Origin of the sequence: Aeromonas sp. HMWF017, assembly GCF_003061465.1 — a bacterium.
GTDB classification, from domain to species: domain Bacteria; phylum Pseudomonadota; class Gammaproteobacteria; order Enterobacterales; family Aeromonadaceae; genus Aeromonas; species Aeromonas veronii.
In genome coordinates this window covers 21,618-38,754 of record NZ_QAJD01000083.1, presented here as the reverse complement: position 1 = coordinate 38,754, position 17,137 = coordinate 21,618, and the positions used below count along the sequence as shown (strand labels likewise).

Genomic DNA, 17,137 nt, shown 5'->3' with positions numbered 1-17,137 from the left:
CGGCATCCTGGCTTTTTTCACCTTTGGCGAGGGGTACCACAACTTTCACCACCTGTTCGAGAATGATTACCGCAACGGCATTCACTGGTGGCAGTTCGATCCGACCAAGTGGTTGATTCGGCTCGCCTCCTGGTGCGGTCTGGCGGGGGATCTCAGATCTTCGCCGGAGGAGCGTATCGAGCAGGCCCGGCTGCAGATGCAGCTGAAACGGGCACAAGCCAAGTTGCGCAAGCAGGAAGATCGCGAACTGTGGCAGGCGCTGCTGCAGGAGGAGTACGACAAACTGAGCCAGCAGTTGCAACACTATTACGCCAGTCGCAAGCGGCTGCTGGAGCTGCGCAAGCGCAAGGCGCTGGCGCGCTATGACCGCCTCAAGCTACAACTGGAGTACCGGGCCCTGCGTGACGGCTTCATCGCTGGTAAACGCAACTGGAGTCGTTTGCTGGCAGGTATTGCATGATGCTGTCCGGTTATCACAGAGACTAAAAGAGAAGACCGCCTGCTGGCGGTCTTCTCTTTTATGATTCAACTCAAGCTAGTTGGCTTGGCTCTGCTGTTGCTGCAACTGATCCAGCGCCTGTTGCTCCTGCTGGCTGAGACCCAGTTGTTCGCAGGCCTGCTCAAAGCTGATCCCCAGATGGCACATCATGATATCGATGGCGGGCAGATAGTTCTTCATAGCTTCTTCCATGGTGATCCTCCAGACCCGTCACTTATGCCCTGAACCACTCGGTGCGGCAATTAGACTTTAGGCTTAGCCTGCCCATTTGATAAGCACCCCTGCCACTGGGGGAGGGAATTTGTTACCCTGCACCATGATAAAAACGGTTGCCGTATGACTGCGAGCAACAGGTGAGGAGCAGGGCATGTTATTGAGTTTCTTGATCATCGCTTCAGGTTGGTGGCACATCCGTGCTGCCTACGGTTCAGACAGCCGCCAGTTCTATATCAGCAAGCCACTGACCATGTTGCTTATCATCGCGTTGGCGTTCGGCTACCAGAGTTATGACCACGACGGTTCCCACGCCTGGATCCTGCTCGGCCTTTGTCTCTCGCTGGCGGGCGATGTGCTGCTGATGCTGCCAAGTGATCGCTTCATTCAGGGGTTGGCGGCATTTCTTGTCGCGCATCTCTGCTATATCGTCGGTTTTGCCCAAGGACCATTGCTGCTCAATCTGGTGGATGGTTTGCTGCTGTTGCTGATCGCCGGCATGGTATTCGGCCTGCTGTGGGGCAAGCTGGGGGAGATGCGGATCCCGGTCTTCTGCTACATGCTGGTGATCATCGGCATGGCCTGGGTGGCTGCCGGTGCCTGGCACGCCTCTCTCACTGCCGGTTCGGCCGCCGCTCTGGTAGGGGCACTGATGTTCCTCTTCTCCGACAGCATGCTGGCGCTCGATCGCTTCCGCCGCCCCTTTCCCCACGCCCGCGCCTGGGTGATGAGTAGCTACTTTGCGGCGCAATTCCTGATTGCGGGGTCGCTGGCGGGATAACGCCATGCGGTTGAGTACAGGCAACAGATAACGAAAAACGGGCGCTTGCCCGTTTTTCGTTTTATTCCCGGCGGTTTTTCACGCCTCTAGCGGTTCGGCATTCGCTGCCCGTGGGGCGGGGGATTTGAGCAACAGCATCAGGCCGCTGGCGATCAGCAAGAAGATCCCCATGATGTAGAACACCTGGTTGTAGGCCATGATGGCCGCTTCCCGGTTGATGGTATTGGCCAGCATGGCGTGGGCTTGCTGCTGGGCTATCTCGGGGCCTGAACCCTGCGCCATCATGCTCTGGGCCAGCTGCAGCAGATAGCTCTGCCCCTCGATACTGCTGGCGGCCAGAGTGCTGCCAATTTGCAGCACATGGGTGCGGGTATCGTTGTCGAGCATGGTCGCGATGATGGCGATACCGAACGCACCACCGAGGTTGCGCAGCACGTTGAGCAGGGTCGAGGAGGAGGGGATCTCGTCGTGGTTCAGGCTGGCGGTGGCGACCAGGGAGAGCGGCACCATGATGAAGGGCTGCCCCAGCGCCCGCACGATAAGCGACTGGATCAGCTGCGGCCCGGCGTAGTCGGCACTCATGTTGACGTTCATAAAGCAGCTGACGGCGAAGATAAGGAAGCCGAAACTCACCAGATAGCGCGGGTCTATCTTGTGGGTCAGTTTGGGCACCAGCGGCAGCACCAGCAGTTGCGGCAGACCCATCCACATCAGGACTTCGCCGATTTCCAGCGCGTTGTAGTTGTGGATCTGGGTCATGTAGAGCGGCAACACATAGATAGATCCCATCAGCGCCATGCCGAGGATCAGATAGGCGAAGCAGGCCAGCGCGAAGCGCGGGTTGTGCAGCAGTCGCAGATTGACCAGCGGGTGACGGCGGATCAGCTGGCTGATGACGAAGAACACCAGCGCCACCGCCGAGATGACCGCCAGTCGCACGATGAAGCTTGAGCCGAACCAGTCTTCCCGGTTGCCCTCTTCCAGTACAACCTCCAGCAAGCCGAGGCCAAGTGCCATGGTGACGATGCCGATAAGGTCGACCCGCTTGATCACGGCCCAGTCCACCGGTTTTTTATCCAGCCCGTGGGCCAGCATGGCCATCACCAGCAGTCCCGGCGGCACGTTGAGATAGAAGATGTAGTGCCACGACATCTGCTCGGTGAGCCAGCCGCCGAGGGTTGGGCCGATGGCGGGGGCGAAGGTGGCGCAGAGGCCGAACAGCGCCATGCCGGTGGCCCGCTTCTGTAGCGGCAGCAGGGTGACGATGAGGGAAAAGGCCATCGGGATCAGCGCCCCGCCGGTGAAGCCTTGCAGCGCCCGGAAGACGATCATGCTGGTGAGGTTCCAGCTGAACGAGCAGAGCACGGAGGCGGCGATAAAGGCGCCAGTGGTCCAGAGCAGGTAACGGCGCACGCTTAGACCCCGGCTCAGCCAGCCGCTCAGGGGGATGGCGATCATCTCCGCCACCAGATAGGAGGTGGAGATCCAGGAGCTCTCGCTCAGGGTGGCCGACAGGGCCCCCTGAATATCCTTCAGGGAGGCATTGGTGATCTGGATATCGAGGATGGCCATGAAGGCGCCGATAAGGCCCCCCATGACCGCGATCCAGTTGCGACGTGGAATGGGTTCCATCAGTTGGCAGCCACCACGGGATCAGGAGTGCGGATATCCACGATCACTTCGGTGGAGAGACCCGGCAGCAGCTTGCCTGCCAGCGGGCCCGGCTCGGGGATGCGGATCTTGACCGGTACCCGCTGCACGATTTTGGTGAAGTTGCCGGTGGCATTCTCCGGCGGCAGCAGAGCGAACTTGGCGCCGGTCGCCGGAGCCAGGCTGTCGATGATCCCCTCGACCGGTTGATCCGGGTAGGCATCGAGTACCACTTCGACCTTCTGGCCCGGCTGCATATGGGCGAGCTGGGTCTCTTTGACGTTGGCCTCGACCCACACCTGCTGCAGCGGCACCAAACTGGCGACCTGCATGCCGGACTGGACGTAGAGCCCTTCCCGCAGGCTGCGCTTGCCTATGATGCCATCGGCCGGTGCCCGCAGCTCGGTATAACCTAGCTCCAGCTTGGCCTGCTCCAGTTGTGCTTCGCTCAATGCCAACTTGGCCAGATTCTGTTTGCGCTCGGCATCCAGTACCAGCAGTCGCTCACGGGCCGCCTGCAGGGCAGCTTGGGCCTCCCGGGCTTGCGCCTGATTGACCTGCAGGCCGGCACGCACCTCGTCCAGACTGTCTTGCGAGCTGTAGTGGCGCTGGTTGAGCTGACTGATCCGGTTGACCTGCTGGCTGGCGCGCAGCTGTTCGGCATTGGCGGAGGCGACCTTGGCCTCGGCCTGCTGGATCAGGCTCAGTTGTTGGGTGCGGGTGGCCGCCAGATTTTCGGCCGTCGCCTGATTGAGGCGCAGGTCGGCTTCGGCCTCCGCGACCCTGGTTTTGTATTCGCGATCATCGAGACGGGCTATCAGTTGGCCTGCTTTGACCGGCTGGTTGTCGGTGACCAGCACTTCGCGGATATAGCCGGGCAGCTTGGAGCTGATCCCGGTCACTTCACTTTGCAGATAGGCGTTGTCGGTGCTTTCAAAATAGCGGCCGTGAAGATACCAGTAACCGGCGAACAGCAGACCGAGCAGCGCCAATATCATGGCTGCCAGCAGGGGAATTTTTTTGTGTTGACTCATTTTTGTGATTCCTGAACTTAAGGGGCGCAGGCTAACACTGGTCAACTGTTTCGATTAGTATTGGTTCACGAGATATACAGTTTCACTGGTGCAACAATGGATCTCAATGCCGCGTTAATTCTGGTGCGTATCGTCGACAAGGGCTCGTTTACGGGGGCCGCCCGCGAGCTGGGAATGACCAAGGCGATGGTCAGCCGCCGCATCGCTGAACTGGAACAGCGGCTCGGAGTGCGTCTGCTCTATCGCTCCACCCGTCAGCTCACGTTGACCGAGGAGGGGGAGAAGTACTACCTGCACTGTAGCAAGGCGGTCGATGCCCTGACCGAAGCCGAGCTGATGCTGAGCGCCAGCCAGCAGGAGGTGACCGGCACCCTCAAACTGGCGGTGCCTATCGAGACGGGGCAACTGGTGGTTGGGCGCTTGGTCGCCAAGTTTTTGCAGGCCTATCCCGCCCTGCAGGTGGAGCTGGAGCTGACCAACCGGGTGGTGGACCCCATCAGTGAAGGGTTGGATGCGGTGGTGCGGATTGGCGACATGAGCGACTCCAATCTGGCGGCGCGCCGACTCTGGAGCACAGGAAGGCTGCTCTGTGCCAGCCCGGACTATCTGGCCCGCAGCCCGGTCATCGAGCGGCCGGAGGATCTGGCCAACCACGAGCGGGTGACGGTGAGCAGCGGGTTTCTCGCCTCTCACTGGTGCTTCGAGCTGGATGGCAGAGAGGTGCTGGTTGACCCCCCCTCCCGTTTTCGGGTCAATAATATTACCTGTGCCCGGGAGGCTGCGAAGGCGGGGCTGGGGTTGGCCTCGTTACCCGCTATGCTCTGTCAGGATGAGCTGGCCAGCGGCGAGCTGGTGATCCTGCTGCCAGAGTGGCAGCAACCCAGGGTGCCGATTTATTTGCTGTTTCCGGAGCGGCAACTGATGCCGCGCAAGTTGCGGGCCTTCATCGATTTCATGATTGAGAACGGCGCCGAGTTTGGCATCGACAAGTTGTTGTAAGGGGGAGCTATGGATAACTGGATCAATCTCTATCGCGCCTCACACACCCTGGAGGCGCACGCGTTGAAAGGGGCGCTGGAGGCGGAAGGGGTGCTGGTGCGCCTCAATGGCGAGGGGCTGTCTGGCGCCCTTGGCGAACTGCCGGTCGACATGTTGCAGGTGACCCTGATGGTGCGGGCCGAGGATCGCAGCAAGGCAGGACGGGTCATCGAGCGTTACCAGCAGCGTCAGGGTAATGGCTGGCTGTGCGGCCAGTGCGGGGAGGAGAACGGCGCCAACTTCGACGTCTGCTGGCGCTGTCACCACGATCCCCACGACAGCTGATCTTTCTTCCGCTAGCGCGGCGGGAACTCGATATCTTCCCCTGCGCTGGCATCGTGATAGGTCGCCAGATCCAGCTCGTTTTCGCTGCGGGCGATCAGCACCGATACCAGAATATCCCCCGATACATTGACCGTGGTGCGCGCCATGTCGAGGATCCGGTCAATGCCTGCAATCAGTGCCACCCCTTCCAGCGGCAAGCCCACCGCCGTCAGGGTCAGGGTCAGCAGCATCAACCCGGTGCCCGGGGTGCCTGCGGTGCCGATACTGGCCAGGGTAGCGATGCTGATGATGGTCAGGTAATCGACCATGTGCAGCTCTACACCGAATGCCTGAGCTACGAACAGCGCAGTCACTCCCTGATAGAGGGCGGTGCCATCCATGTTGATGGTGGCGCCGATGGGCAGTACCTTGGCGGTGATGGCGGGGGAGACTCCCAGCCGCTTCTCGGCGCAGGCCAGACTGATGGGCAGGGTGGAGTTGCTGGAACTGCTGGTAAACGCAACCGCCTGTGCATCAACGATGCTCTTGAAGTAGTGCAGCGGATTGAGCCGTGCCAGCAGGAGCAGCAGGGTGCTGTAGACCCCGAGCACGTGCAGCAGGCAGCCGAGGTAGACGGCGCCGATCACCTTGAGCAGCGGTAGCAGCAGGTCGAGGCCGTACTTGCCGGTCATCCAGGCCATCAGGGCGCAGACACCGTAAGGGGCGAGCGCCATCACCATCTGGGTCAGCTTGAACATCCCCTCTGCCAGCGAGGTGAAGAAGAGGATGGCGGGACGGCCACGGCGACCGCTGGCATTGAGGGCGACCGCCAGCGCCACCGCAAAGACGATCACTTGCAGGATCTTGCCATCCACCATCGCCTGTACCGGGTTGCTCGGCACCAGATGGCTCAGCACGCTGGCCAGGGTGGGTGGTTCCGACATACCGACCCGCTCATAGGGGCCCATGTCGGCACCCATGCCGGGTTCCAGCAGCCAGCCCATCATCAGGCCGATGCAGATGGCGATGGCGGTCGAGCAGAAGTAGAGACAAATCGCCTTGCTGCCGATGCGGTCGAGGGCCTTGCCCTGGAGCAGCGAGGTGAGGCCAGCGATGACCGAACAGAAAATGAGAGGCACCATCAGCATCTGGATGGTGTTGACGAACAAGACGCCAAGGGGCTTGAGCAACAGGGCTTGCTCTTCAAAGCCGACGCCCAGACCCACCCCTGTCAGCATGCCGATCAGGGTCTTGAGCCAGAGTGGTCGGCGGGTCCAGATCTGCCAGGGCTTGAGAGCCTCTCCATGGAACAGCATGACGCCAATATCCTTATACATTGTCTGCGATGGCCAAAAAGGGGCGCCAGTGTAGCGATCCCTGACGCGGGTTGCCACATTATCGACAAAGCGGTGGCGGTGACCACTCCCCTGACCAGGTAATGCGCAATTTATTGGCCTATATCAAGATCCCTCCGGGCGGGGAGATATTTAATTGGCATTAAATATGTTCATTATTGAGGTGAGAGATGTCGCAATCGGTTCATGGTCACGAAGTGATGGAGATGATGCTGGCGCAAGGGGGGCAATTTACCCGTGCCAGCCTGAAACAGGCGATGGCCGAGCGGTTCGGTGCCGAGGCCCGTTTTCATACCTGCAGCGCCAGCGAGATGGATGCGGAAGCGCTGATCGACTTTCTGGCCGCCCGCGGCAAATTCATCGACTCGGCCGAGGGTTTCCAGACCCGCGCCGACAAGATCTGCAACCACGGTTAATCCCGCTGCGAGCGCATCATGGCGCTCGCTCAATTCTTCGCCCTTTGCTATATTTCGCCCCCTCTCTTTTCCCTATTCAGGGCGTAGCCCGGGCGTTGTATGGATACTTTTTCTGCCGCAGTCATGCTGTTTCTGATCATGGACCCGCTGGGCAACCTGCCGGTCTTCCTCTCTATCCTGCGTCATATCGATCCCAAGCGACGTCGCAAGGTGATGGTGCGCGAGCTGCTCTTCTCGCTGGCCATCATGATGCTGTTCCTGTTCGTTGGTCAGCAGATCCTCGGCTTCCTCAACCTGCGGCAGGAGGCGGTCAGCATTGCGGGGGGCATTATCCTGTTCCTGATCGCCATCAAGATGATCTTCCCGAGTGAGGGGGGCGTGACCGGGCTGGCGGCGGGCGAGGAGCCCTTCCTGGTGCCGATGGCGATCCCGATGATCGCCGGTCCGTCGATCCTCGCCTCCTTGATGCTGCTGGCCAATCAGGAGCCCAGCCGGATGGTGGACTGGTCGCTGGCGCTCTTTATGGCCTGGGCCGCCAGCGCGGTGATCCTGATGTTCTACGAGGTATTCAACAAGCTGCTGGGTGAGCGGGGACTCACTGCGGTGGAGCGGCTGATGGGGATGCTGCTGGTGATGATCTCGGTTCAGATGCTGCTGGACGGGGTACATCACTATCTGGCGGTGACCGGCCAGGGCTGAGCGGTTTACATCTTGAAGTGAATGAAACGGGGCTACGCAGAGCCCCGTTCTTTTTTGTTGCCGAGAAGGCGTGCCGTCACCCGTGAGTGGTCGCTGCAGGTTCCAGTTTACTCATGATGAGGGAGAGCAGCAGTTCCCGCAGCCAGCGGTGGCCCGGATCCTCGCTGTGACGCTGATGCCAGATGAGCAGATGGGAGATGCTGTCCAACCCGATGGGCAGCGGCAGCTGCAACAGCGGATAGACCTGGGTGGCGTGGCGGGCGTAGAGCCGGGAGAGGGTTACTATCATGTCGGAGTGCATCCCCATCCGCAGTGCCGCCTCGAAGGAGGGCACGGTTGCCTCGATACGCCGGTAGAGATCCTGCTCTGCCAGCTTGTGATCCAGCATCCAGCGGTCTCGCCCCTCGCAGTAAGTCTGCACATGGGGATAGCTGAGGTAGTGCTCCAGATTCCAGTTGGGCTCCCGCAGCGCGGGGTGGTGCTGCTGCACCAGACAGGTGAGATCATCGACCGCCAGCACTCGCTGACAGATGCTGTCGGGCAGGGTATCGAGCCGATAATCGGAGCTGATGCAGTTCTCCCGCACCGCGAAGGCGATGTCCACCTGTCCCTGACTCATCTCGGTCAGACTGTTCTCGGTCCACTCCTCGTAACGCAAGCGGATCCTTGGTGCCTGCCGCTTCAGCTCGCTCAGGTAGAGCGGGGCAAACAGGGTAAAGGCGCTGTCCATGCTGGCGATGACGAACTCTCGCTCCGAGCTGGCTGGATCGAACTCGGGCGGCTGGATCAGGTTATCCAGCGACAGCAGGATGGGTTGCAACTGCTGTTGCAGCGCAAGGGCGCGGCCGGTGGGTTCCAGCCCGTAGGCGGAGCGGATGAAGAGGGGATCGTTGAAGGTATCGCGCAGACGGCCGAGGGCTTTGCTGACGGCGGACTGGCTCAGATGAAGGCGGCGTGCCGCCTTGCTGCCGTTGCGCTCTTCCAGCAGCACCTGCAGGATAATCAGCAGATTGAGGTCGATGCGACCCAGTTGTTCCAGCAGCATGATATGAATCCTCTTCAATTCTAAGATGAATTTATACCATTTGTTTTCATATCTTGGCGATCTTATCCTCGAATGGTCTCAGGTTCGCATGAACCACTGGTACAGGATGTAGCGGTTGAGGGGACATGTAGCACAATCAATATGGCGACCTCAGGGTCGCCCTATTTTTTGGCTATGATTTATTTGCTCACTTGCACCTGCCTTGATTTTGCCCAACAATCCCTGCGCTCTATTTTGATACAAGTAACAGATATCTCTTTGTGAGGGAGTATCCCTATGGGACTCGGTGGAATTCATATCTGGCATATGCTGATCCTCTTGCTGGTTGTTGTGCTGGTCTTCGGCAGCAAACGTCTTGCCAGTGCAGGTGAGGATCTGGGTACCGCCATCAAAGATTTTCGCAAGGCGATGCGTGACGACGCAAATCATCCGAAATAAGCAGTAGGAGTAGAAAATGTCTGTAGACGAGAAAGTTGAACTGAACGAAACCTGTGACAGCTGCGGCTGTTTTGCCGAGATCGGCACCATCATCGGCGAAGGCGACGATGTGATGGATCTGGTTATTGAAGCCGCTGCCGAGGCTGATGCCCGCGCCAAGCTGGCTGCCTATGAAGCACTGGCCAAGCAGGTCACTGCCGAAGCTCAAGTGAGCAGCGAACTGACCCAGGGCGCCAACGGCGTGATCCTGAAAGCCCGCCTGCAATTCACCTGCACCGCCGAAAAACTGATTTTCGAAATGCGGGCCCGCTCTATCTGAGTTGTCTGATAACGCGGCAGGTTTGCCTGCCGTGTTGACCCTTCTGCTGTGGGTCGGCGTTCTATAGTTACTCTATCCCACAGACGTTTTTGCCCGGCGCGAGTCGGCCAACAGAAGGCGTAAACATCATGACGCAGCGATGGATCTCTGCCCCCAATCCTACCCTCTATCGAGATCCGTGCTGCCAACAGGCAGCAGGCGTGACCCCTGCACAGGGGCAGCCATCGTGATGCGACGCTGGATCTGGGCTCTGCTGGCCCTCTGTTGTTTTCCCCTGCTGGCGGCTGAACTCAAGCCACAGCGTCTGCCCCAACCCGGGGACCTCGAAAGCATTCTGCAAAAGCGCGAACTCAGGGCGCTGGTGGTCTATGAGCGCGGCTTCTATTTTCTCGATCGCGGCGCCCAGTACGGCATTCTGGTCAATCAGCTGCAAGGGTTCGAGCGCTGGCTGAACAAGACCTATCTCGCCAAAGAGAAGGTCAAACTCAAGGTGGTCTACATCCCGGTGCGGCAGGACAAGCTGCTGGACTATCTGACCGAGGGGCGTGGCGATCTGGTGGCGGCGACCATGACGGTGACCCCGACCCGGCGTGAACAGGTGGCCTTCTCCCGGCCGCTCATTTCATCCATCGAGGAGTGGGTGGTGAGCCAGCAGAGCCTGCCCGCCTTCAGCCGCATTACCCAGCTCTCCGGCAGGCGGGTCTGGGTACGTGCCAGCTCCAGCTACTACGAGAGTCTGCGCCAGCTCAACTGGCTGTTTCGCGAGCTGGGGCTGCCCCCCGTCTATATCGAGACGGTGCCCGAATACCTGCAGGATGGCGATCTGCTGGAGATGGTGGCCGCCGGCATTATTCCCCTGACGGTGACTGACAGCTACAAGGGGCGGATCTGGCTGGGTGGCATGATCTCCGGCCTCAAGGCCCACAAGCTGATCCCCCTGCGCAGCAACGGCACCAGCGCCTGGGCGCTGCGCAAGAACAGCCCCGAGCTGCTCAAGGCGGTCAATGGTTATCTGGCGAGTGTCAGCCGCAACAGTCTCTACAGCGACATGACCCTGCGCCGGTTGCTGGTTCGCAGTGATCAGATGAGCAATATCCTGGCGCCGGATCCCATGGGGCGCCTCGCGACCATTCGCAAGGTGCTGGAGAAGTACGCCAATCAATACGATCTCGACTGGCTGATGCTGGCGGCACTTGGCTACAAGGAGTCCGGCCTCAATCCCAAGGCGCGTTCGCCCAAGGGGGCCGTGGGCCTCATGCAGCTGCTGCCCAGCACAGGGCGGGAAGTCGGCATCAACGGTGCCAGACTCACCACGCTGGAGGGAAATGTGGAGGCCGCCTGTCGCTACATGCGGTTGATCCTCGATACCTACTTCAATGATCCCAAGCTGGATCGGCTCAACCGCCACCTGTTTGCCCTCGCCGCCTACAACGCCGGGCCGAACCGGGTGCAGGCGCTGCGAGGCAAGGCGGAGAAGCTGGGGCTCGATCCCAACGTCTGGTTCGGCAACGTGGATCAGCTGGTGGCCAACGAAGTCGGACAGGGGCCGATCAACTATGTCGGCACCATCTACAAGTACTACGTGGCCTATCGTTTCAGCCTGCCCCAGATCGAGGGCAAGGCTGCCGCTATCGAAGCGGCTCAGCCCTGAGCCGGTTGACCGGCAGGGTCGCCTGCACGGTCGGCAATTGCCAGCCACCGTCCCTGTGTTGCAAAAACCAGTGGGCGGGGCCGGTGGCCGGGATGAGGTCTGGCTGGCTGAGCTGGCCCAGATAGCGCAACATCGGGGTATCATGCAGTTCCATCAGCAACTCCTTTTGAATATGTGAAGAGGCTCGCCAGCGTTATGACACCCGGCCATGACAGCAGGATGACACCATGATCCCCGGATCCTTTGCCCTGATCGACGCTCCCCTGCTGGCGCTCAAGGTGCGCTGCCACTGGATCCGCCATGCCCGCGAGCGGATCCAGGCGCAGTACTACAGCTGGGAGGAGGACAGCAGCGGCAAGCTGCTGCTGAGCGAGCTGCTCCACGCCGCCCGGCGTGGCGTCAAGGTACAGCTGCTGGTGGATGATCTCTATGCCGGTGACAACCGCTTTCTGGAAATGGTGGCTCACTACCCCGGGATCGAGGTGCGGCTGTTCAACCCCTTCTGGCTGCGGGGTTGGCGCCCGCTGGCATTGTTGCTGGAGGGGCTGCTCAGCTTTCGCCGCATCAACCACCGGATGCACAACAAACTGCTGCTGGTGGATGGCAAGCTGGCGCTGATCGGCGGGCGCAACATCGGCGATCGCTACTTCGGTCTGGATCCGCAGGCCCCCTTTGTGGATCTCGATCTCGCCTGTCAGGGGGGCCTGTGCCAGCAGATGGCGCAGGGGTTCGAGCAGTTCTGGCACAGCCGCTGGAGCCACCCCATCCGCCATCTGCTGCGTCGCGAGCTGCTGCCCGCCGAAATAGAGGTGGTCAACGACTTCCTGTTCACCATGACGGATCCGGCGGTGGCGACGGTCTACGATCTGCCTGCGGCGCTGTTTGACGAGCGCGATTTGCCGCTGCAATGGCATGAGGGGCGGGCCGAGGTGTGGTTCGACCGTCCCGGCAAGGGGCTGATCTCCCGCCCCACCACTGCCCGCCAGCTTTGGCGCCAGCTGGCTGACAATCTCGGCGCGCTGGGGTTGGTGACCCCTTACCTCATCCTTACTCGCGGGTTTCGGCACCGTCTGGCGCGGCTGCGCCAGCAGGGGGTCGCTATCGACATTCTCACCAACTCGCTAGCCAGCACCGATGTGCCACTGGTCTATGGCGCCTACCAACGTTATCTCGGCTGGTTGCTGCGGCGCGGGATCCGGGTCGCCGAGTTTGACCATGGCCACGGCAGCCTGCACGCCAAGCTGATCCTGCTGGGAGAGGAGCGGGCGCTGTTTGGCAGCCTCAACCTCGATCCCCGCTCGCTCTTTCTCAATACCGAGCTGATGCTGCATCTGCACTGCCCGCCGATCTGCGAGGCGCTGCGAATGTGGCTGGCTCGCTGGCAGGAGCAGGCCGGTGGATTGCCGCGCAAACCTGAAGGGTGGTCAAGGCGGCTGATAGCCCGCCTGAGCGACTGGTTGCCACTGCGGCGTTGGCTGTGAGGTGGCCATTTTTTGTGCGAGATCTCGCAAAGCCTTGTAAGCCATTGCTGATGCCCTTTGCGGGTGAATAACCATGCATGAATATATCTTACTGTTTTATAACAATTTAGTGGTGATGATAAGGCTGTTTTTTGTACTTCAATGTGAATGGAATTGGCATAAAAACGTTTTTTATTTTGTTTTTATGCGTAATATTTCAGTTGCAAGGACAAACACGGTGGCTTGTCTGCCGTGTGGACGAAAGTTGTAACGGGTAGCTGGTCGGTTGCATCGCTGCAATTGGCGCGCACTTCAGGTGGGTCGCGAACTATCGGAAAGTGAAACAGAGACCCGGCGTGGCCGGACTCCAATATGGAACATGCTATTTGCGAGGGGGTGACATGGACATGTCACCCCACTTTTTTGGCCGCTCGCCACCGTTTACCTTTTTCCATGACTGTCGCTCATCGCAAGAGCCGCAGAGGGCAAGGCAATAAAAAGAGGGCCGCAATAGCGGCCCTCGATCTCATCTGCCCGGTGGATTAACCAGCCTTGACGCTGCGGCGACGCTGCAGCCAGACGATCACTCCGAACAGCAGGAAGCCCGGGATCCACATCCACTCCTTGGTCCAGCGCTCGGTCGGCGCCTTGACGGTGAGGATCTCCTGATCGAACTCCAGTCCCATGGTGGCGGCCGGGCTGCCAAAGGCGACGTTGTCGATCAGCGTCTTGCCATCCTGTTCATAGAGGCTCAGCCCCAGATTGGCCAGCCGCTCTTCGCCATTTGCCCCATCCGGTACGGCGACCAGCAGGGTGAACTTGCGTGGCTTGCCCACTGCATCTTCACCGAGGATCCGCAGCCGCAGGGTGCTCTCCGCCTCCACTTCACCCATGGTCTGGGCCAGCTGGGCAGGCGGGGTCTCGCGATAGGGATCGTGCACCATGTCCATCCAGAAACCCGGGCGGAACAGGGTAAAGGCGACCAGCAGCAGCAGTACGCTCTCGTACCAGCGGCTCTTCACCAGGAACCAGCCCTGGGTGGCGGCGGCGAAGATCAGCATGGCGATGGTCGCCACGATGAAGATCAGCACCCCGTGGGCGAAGTCCACGTCGATCAGCAGCAGGTCGGTGTTGAAGATAAACAGGAACGGCAGCGCTGCGGTACGCAGGCTGTAGTAGAAGGCGGTGATCCCGGTCTTGATGGGATCGCCCTTGGAGACAGCCGCTGCCGCGAAGGAGGCCAGCCCCACCGGCGGCGTCACATCTGCCATGATGCCGAAGTAGAAGACGAACAGGTGCACCGCGATCAGCGGCACGATCAGCCCGTTTTGCTGCCCCAGCGTCACTACCACCGGCGCCAGCAGGCTGGACACCACTATGTAGTTGGCCGTGGTGGGCAGTCCCATGCCGAGGATTAGGCTCAGCAGGGCGGTCAGCAGCAGCATCAGCAGCAGGTTGCCCATGGAGAGGAACTCCACCAGATCCGCCAGCACCAGACCGACCCCGGTCTGGGATACTGCACCGACTATGATCCCCGCAGTGGCGGTGGCAATGCCGATACCGATCATGTTGCGGGCACCGGCGACCAGCCCTTCCCGCAGATCCACCACGCCGTCAGCGACGGTGCCGTAGTCGTGCTTGCCGTCCTGGCGCAGCCAGTTGAGCAGCGGGCGCTGGGTCAGCAGGATGATCACCAGCATCACTGTCCCCCAGAAGGCCGACAGCCCCGGTGAGAGGCGTTCCACCATCAGGCACCATACCAGTACGACCACCGGCAGCAGGAAGTGCAGGCCGGAGAGCAGCACGGCGCGGGTATTGGGCAGCTCGGTGAGCGGCTTGTCGGGATCTTCGGCAGGCAGCGGTTCATTGCTGGCGGCGATCTTCAACAGGGCCACATATGTGGCAGCCAGCAGTACCGAGATCCCCGGCAGGGCGTAGTCACCCAGCGCAGGTTTGAGCCAGCCGAGGCCATAGTAGACCGCCAGCGACAGGCCGCTGATGAGGGCCGCGCCAAAGGCAAAACCGGTCAGGCGGCGCAGCCAGGGTTTGGGTTGATGGTTGCCGATGGGCTGCATGCCCAGTTTCAGCGCCTCCAGATGGACGATGTAGAGCAGCGCTATGTAGGAGATGGCGGCAGGCAGGAAGGCGTGCTTGATGATCTCTACATAGGGGATGCCCACATACTCCACCATCAGGAAGGCGGCAGCCCCCATCACGGGTGGCATGATCTGGCCGTTGACCGAGGAGGCCACTTCCACCGCCCCCGCTTTCTCTGAACTGAAGCCCACCTTCTTCATCATCGGGATGGTGAAGGTGCCGGTGGTCACCACGTTGGCAATCGACGAGCCGGAAATCAGGCCGGTCAGGCCGGAGGCGACCACTGCCGCCTTGGCCGGGCCGCCACGCAGGTGACCGAGCAGGCTGAAGGCGAGCTGGATAAAGTAGTGACCGGCACCGGCCCGCTCCAGCAGGGCGCCGAACAGCACGAACAGGAACACGAAGCTGGTGGAAACGCCGAGGGCGATGCCGAACACCCCTTCGGTAGTGATCCACTGGTGGTTGGCCAGTGCGCTGAAGCTCACCCCGCGGTGTGCCAGCAGTCCCGGCATCCAGGGGCCCGCCAGGCTGTAGACCAGAAAGATGATGGCGATGACCGCCAGTGCCGGCCCCAGCGCGCGGCGCGCCGCTTCCAGCAGCAGCGGAATGCCGATGCAGGCGGTCACCAGATCGGCGGTGGTCAGGGTGCCGGGCCGCAGCGCCAGCGCTTCATACATTACGAACAGGTAAGACGCGGCGCCCGCAGCAATCAGGCCGAGGGCGATATCGCCGAGGGGCACCCGATCCCGCGGTGAGGAGCGAAATGCCGGGAACACCAGAAACGCCAGCAACAGGGCGAAGGTGAGGTGAATGGAGCGGGTTTCGGTGTCATTGAGTACGCCAAACCCCACCATGAAGGAGAGTGGCGAGGCGATCCAGAGCTGGAACAGCGACCAGGCCAGCGCCAGCGTGGTGATGATCCAGCCCAGCGGGCCCAGCGGCAGGCGAGCGCCCACATCCTGGGCGATCAGTTCCTCGGTAGAGAGTTGTTTATCTTGCATAGGGTTAACTTGTGCCAACGAGTACAACAAGAGCAACACCCGCCCCCGCAATCAGGCGGCAGACGGGTGTCGAAGAGAGTGACAAAGGCCCCGGGGCCTTCAATCAGAGCCAGCCGCGCTCTTTGTAGTAGCGGGCAGCCCCTTCATGCAGCGGTGCAGAGAGACCCACCTTGATCATGTCGGCCTCTTTCAGGTCGGCAAAGGCAGGGTGCAGGCGCTTGAAGCGATCCAGGTTGTCGAACACCGACTTGACCAGCTGATAGACCACTTCCGGATCGGTTTTGGCGCTGGTGGAGAGCACCGCTTTGCCACCGATGGAGGGGGTCGGCTTGTCGCTGCCCTTGTAGATGCCGCCCGGGATCTCGGCCTTGCTGTAGTAGCTCTTCTCGGCCAGCAGCTTGTCGATATCGGCGCCGGTCACCGGTACCAGTACCGCATCGGTGGTGGTGGAGGCTTCCTGAATGGCACCGTTCGGGTGACCGACGAAGTAGCTCATGGCGTCGATGTTGTTGTCACCGAGGGCGGAGGCCTGTTCGGCCGGTTTCAGCTCGGAGACCAGGCCGAAGTCGCCCTTCTTCCAGCCTTTGACCGCCATGATCTCTTCCATGGTGTCACGCTGGCCGGAGCCCGGGTTGCCGATGTTGACGCGCTTGCCTTTCAGATCGTCGAAGCTGGCGATCTTGGCATCGCGGCGAGCCAGGATGGTGAACACCTCGCTCTGCAGGGAGAAAACGGCGCGCATATCATCCATGGCCCCTTCGGCCTGGAACGGCGGCAGCCCTTTCATCGCCTTGAACTGGTGGTCGGATTGCATGATGCCGAAGTTGAATTCGCCGCTACGGATGCCGTTGACGTTGGCAACACCACCGCCACTGGCCGGGGCGTTGCACTTGATCTGGTGATCGGCGGCGCCGCGATTGAGGAAGCGGCAGATGGACTGGCCAGCGACATAGTAGACGCCGGTCTGACCGCCGGTGCCTATGGTCACGAAGCGCTCCTGCGCTTGTACCGGACCACCGAATGAGACACCGACCAGAGCCGCCGACAGGGCGCACGCCAAAGTTAATCCTTTCATCTATTCCATCCTTTTCATTGATTTATCTCACCCGTTCCACGGGTGAATGTGCGGTCAAGTCCCGTTCTGCGCCGAGCTTGCCGATAGGGCCTCGTACGAGGA

The 17,137-nt window shown here is 60.8% G+C and carries 17 protein-coding genes and 1 pseudogene; 10 read left to right on the top strand and 8 right to left on the bottom strand.

Features of this window, described 5'->3' with window-relative positions; translation table 11 throughout:
- Positions 1 to 460: pseudogene (locus DBR30_RS07925) on the top strand (acyl-CoA desaturase); the annotation flags it as partial.
- A gap of 75 nt (positions 461 to 535) precedes the next feature.
- On the opposite strand, the gene DBR30_RS07920 reads toward DBR30_RS07925, so the two are convergent.
- Positions 536 to 691 carry a hypothetical protein gene (locus DBR30_RS07920; protein WP_005348505.1) on the bottom strand — a complete coding sequence of 52 codons (156 nt, stop codon included), beginning with the start codon at positions 689 to 691 and terminating at the stop codon, positions 536 to 538.
- A gap of 175 nt (positions 692 to 866) precedes the next feature.
- Here DBR30_RS07920 and DBR30_RS07915 point away from each other — a divergent pair, with 175 nt between their 5' ends.
- Positions 867 to 1,493 (top strand): lysoplasmalogenase, encoded by a 627-nt coding sequence (locus DBR30_RS07915; protein WP_005348507.1) that lies wholly within the window; start codon positions 867 to 869, stop codon positions 1,491 to 1,493.
- Positions 1,494 to 1,571: 78 nt separating this feature from the next.
- Here the strand turns inward: DBR30_RS07915 and DBR30_RS07910 are convergent, their stop codons facing one another.
- The gene (locus DBR30_RS07910) at positions 1,572 to 3,125 is read right to left on the bottom strand and encodes a DHA2 family efflux MFS transporter permease subunit (RefSeq protein WP_108541708.1); all 1,554 of its coding nucleotides are present in this window, start codon (positions 3,123 to 3,125) and stop codon (positions 1,572 to 1,574) included.
- Positions 3,125 to 4,177: an HlyD family secretion protein gene (locus DBR30_RS07905; RefSeq protein WP_108541707.1), complete on the bottom strand. Its 1,053-nt coding sequence runs from the start codon at positions 4,175 to 4,177 to the stop codon at positions 3,125 to 3,127. The genes DBR30_RS07910 and DBR30_RS07905 overlap by 1 nt, the downstream gene beginning before the upstream one ends.
- A gap of 96 nt (positions 4,178 to 4,273) precedes the next feature.
- Here DBR30_RS07905 and DBR30_RS07900 point away from each other — a divergent pair, with 96 nt between their 5' ends.
- Positions 4,274 to 5,176 carry a LysR family transcriptional regulator gene (locus DBR30_RS07900; RefSeq protein WP_019444678.1) on the top strand — a complete coding sequence of 301 codons (903 nt, stop codon included), beginning with the start codon at positions 4,274 to 4,276 and terminating at the stop codon, positions 5,174 to 5,176.
- Positions 5,177 to 5,185: 9 nt separating this feature from the next.
- Positions 5,186 to 5,500 carry a putative signal transducing protein gene (locus DBR30_RS07895; protein ID WP_005339933.1) on the top strand — a complete coding sequence of 105 codons (315 nt, stop codon included), beginning with the start codon at positions 5,186 to 5,188 and terminating at the stop codon, positions 5,498 to 5,500.
- A gap of 11 nt (positions 5,501 to 5,511) precedes the next feature.
- Here the strand turns inward: DBR30_RS07895 and DBR30_RS07890 are convergent, their stop codons facing one another.
- Positions 5,512 to 6,795 (bottom strand): dicarboxylate/amino acid:cation symporter, encoded by a 1,284-nt coding sequence (locus DBR30_RS07890; protein WP_108588283.1) that lies wholly within the window; start codon positions 6,793 to 6,795, stop codon positions 5,512 to 5,514.
- A 209-nt stretch (positions 6,796 to 7,004) separates the two neighbouring features.
- On the opposite strand from DBR30_RS07890, the gene DBR30_RS07885 reads away from it, so the two are divergent.
- Together DBR30_RS07885 and DBR30_RS07880 are read left to right on the top strand one after the other, a co-directional pair.
- Positions 7,005 to 7,250 carry a YecH family metal-binding protein gene (locus DBR30_RS07885; protein WP_005357633.1) on the top strand — a complete coding sequence of 82 codons (246 nt, stop codon included), beginning with the start codon at positions 7,005 to 7,007 and terminating at the stop codon, positions 7,248 to 7,250.
- 99 nt (positions 7,251 to 7,349) lie between these two features.
- On the top strand, positions 7,350 to 7,949 hold the full coding sequence (locus DBR30_RS07880) for a YhgN family NAAT transporter (protein ID WP_040069536.1): 600 nt from the start codon (positions 7,350 to 7,352) through the stop codon (positions 7,947 to 7,949).
- A gap of 76 nt (positions 7,950 to 8,025) precedes the next feature.
- Here DBR30_RS07880 and DBR30_RS07875 read toward each other — a convergent pair whose 3' ends face one another.
- Positions 8,026 to 8,994, bottom strand: a complete 969-nt coding sequence (locus DBR30_RS07875; RefSeq protein ID WP_005357635.1) for a LysR family transcriptional regulator — start codon at positions 8,992 to 8,994, stop codon at positions 8,026 to 8,028.
- Between the two features lie 276 nt (positions 8,995 to 9,270).
- Between DBR30_RS07875 and tatA the strand changes: the two genes are divergently transcribed.
- The 3 genes from tatA to DBR30_RS07860 all read left to right on the top strand — a co-directional run bounded on the left by tatA (position 9,271) and on the right by DBR30_RS07860 (position 11,402).
- Entirely contained in the window at positions 9,271 to 9,432 is a 162-nt protein-coding gene (tatA, locus tag DBR30_RS07870; protein WP_005339944.1) for a twin-arginine translocase TatA/TatE family subunit, read from the top strand.
- 16 nt (positions 9,433 to 9,448) lie between these two features.
- Entirely contained in the window at positions 9,449 to 9,751 is a 303-nt protein-coding gene (locus DBR30_RS07865) for a YfcZ/YiiS family protein (RefSeq protein WP_005339945.1), read from the top strand.
- Between the two features lie 229 nt (positions 9,752 to 9,980).
- Entirely contained in the window at positions 9,981 to 11,402 is a 1,422-nt protein-coding gene (locus tag DBR30_RS07860) for a lytic transglycosylase F (protein WP_021231555.1), read from the top strand.
- Here DBR30_RS07860 and DBR30_RS21200 read toward each other — a convergent pair.
- Positions 11,380 to 11,556: a hypothetical protein gene (locus tag DBR30_RS21200; RefSeq protein WP_005339947.1), complete on the bottom strand. Its 177-nt coding sequence runs from the start codon at positions 11,554 to 11,556 to the stop codon at positions 11,380 to 11,382. The genes DBR30_RS07860 and DBR30_RS21200 overlap by 23 nt on opposite strands.
- Positions 11,557 to 11,629: 73 nt before the next feature.
- Here DBR30_RS21200 and DBR30_RS07855 point away from each other — a divergent pair, with 73 nt between their 5' ends.
- Entirely contained in the window at positions 11,630 to 12,883 is a 1,254-nt protein-coding gene (locus DBR30_RS07855) for a phospholipase D-like domain-containing protein (protein WP_108541706.1), read from the top strand.
- Between the two features lie 521 nt (positions 12,884 to 13,404).
- Here DBR30_RS07855 and DBR30_RS07850 read toward each other — a convergent pair.
- A complete protein-coding gene (locus DBR30_RS07850; RefSeq protein ID WP_108541705.1) occupies positions 13,405 to 15,960 on the bottom strand; it encodes a TRAP transporter permease in 2,556 nt (851 codons plus the stop codon).
- Between the two features lie 103 nt (positions 15,961 to 16,063).
- Positions 16,064 to 17,035 (bottom strand): TAXI family TRAP transporter solute-binding subunit, encoded by a 972-nt coding sequence (locus tag DBR30_RS07845; protein ID WP_005339950.1) that lies wholly within the window; start codon positions 17,033 to 17,035, stop codon positions 16,064 to 16,066.
- Between the last annotated feature and the right edge of the window lie 102 nt (positions 17,036 to 17,137).

Bases quoted from the DNA above. Each gene is read 5' to 3' on its own strand.
- DBR30_RS07920 (WP_005348505.1), bottom strand. From the start codon at position 691: ATGGAAGAAGCTATGAAGAACTATCTGCCCGCCATCGATATCATGATG.
- DBR30_RS07915 (WP_005348507.1), top strand. From the start codon at position 867: ATGTTATTGAGTTTCTTGATCATCGCTTCAGGTTGGTGGCACATCCGT.
- DBR30_RS07910 (WP_108541708.1), bottom strand. From the start codon at position 3,125: ATGGAACCCATTCCACGTCGCAACTGGATCGCGGTCATGGGGGGCCTT.
- DBR30_RS07905 (WP_108541707.1), bottom strand. From the start codon at position 4,177: ATGAGTCAACACAAAAAAATTCCCCTGCTGGCAGCCATGATATTGGCG.
- DBR30_RS07900 (WP_019444678.1), top strand. From the start codon at position 4,274: ATGGATCTCAATGCCGCGTTAATTCTGGTGCGTATCGTCGACAAGGGC.
- DBR30_RS07895 (WP_005339933.1), top strand. From the start codon at position 5,186: ATGGATAACTGGATCAATCTCTATCGCGCCTCACACACCCTGGAGGCG.
- DBR30_RS07890 (WP_108588283.1), bottom strand. From the start codon at position 6,795: ATGCTGTTCCATGGAGAGGCTCTCAAGCCCTGGCAGATCTGGACCCGC.
- DBR30_RS07885 (WP_005357633.1), top strand. From the start codon at position 7,005: ATGTCGCAATCGGTTCATGGTCACGAAGTGATGGAGATGATGCTGGCG.
- DBR30_RS07880 (WP_040069536.1), top strand. From the start codon at position 7,350: ATGGATACTTTTTCTGCCGCAGTCATGCTGTTTCTGATCATGGACCCG.
- DBR30_RS07875 (WP_005357635.1), bottom strand. From the start codon at position 8,994: ATGCTGCTGGAACAACTGGGTCGCATCGACCTCAATCTGCTGATTATC.
- tatA (WP_005339944.1), top strand. From the start codon at position 9,271: ATGGGACTCGGTGGAATTCATATCTGGCATATGCTGATCCTCTTGCTG.
- DBR30_RS07865 (WP_005339945.1), top strand. From the start codon at position 9,449: ATGTCTGTAGACGAGAAAGTTGAACTGAACGAAACCTGTGACAGCTGC.
- DBR30_RS07860 (WP_021231555.1), top strand. From the start codon at position 9,981: ATGCGACGCTGGATCTGGGCTCTGCTGGCCCTCTGTTGTTTTCCCCTG.
- DBR30_RS21200 (WP_005339947.1), bottom strand. From the start codon at position 11,556: ATGGAACTGCATGATACCCCGATGTTGCGCTATCTGGGCCAGCTCAGC.
- DBR30_RS07855 (WP_108541706.1), top strand. From the start codon at position 11,630: ATGATCCCCGGATCCTTTGCCCTGATCGACGCTCCCCTGCTGGCGCTC.
- DBR30_RS07850 (WP_108541705.1), bottom strand. From the start codon at position 15,960: ATGCAAGATAAACAACTCTCTACCGAGGAACTGATCGCCCAGGATGTG.
- DBR30_RS07845 (WP_005339950.1), bottom strand. From the start codon at position 17,035: ATGAAAGGATTAACTTTGGCGTGCGCCCTGTCGGCGGCTCTGGTCGGT.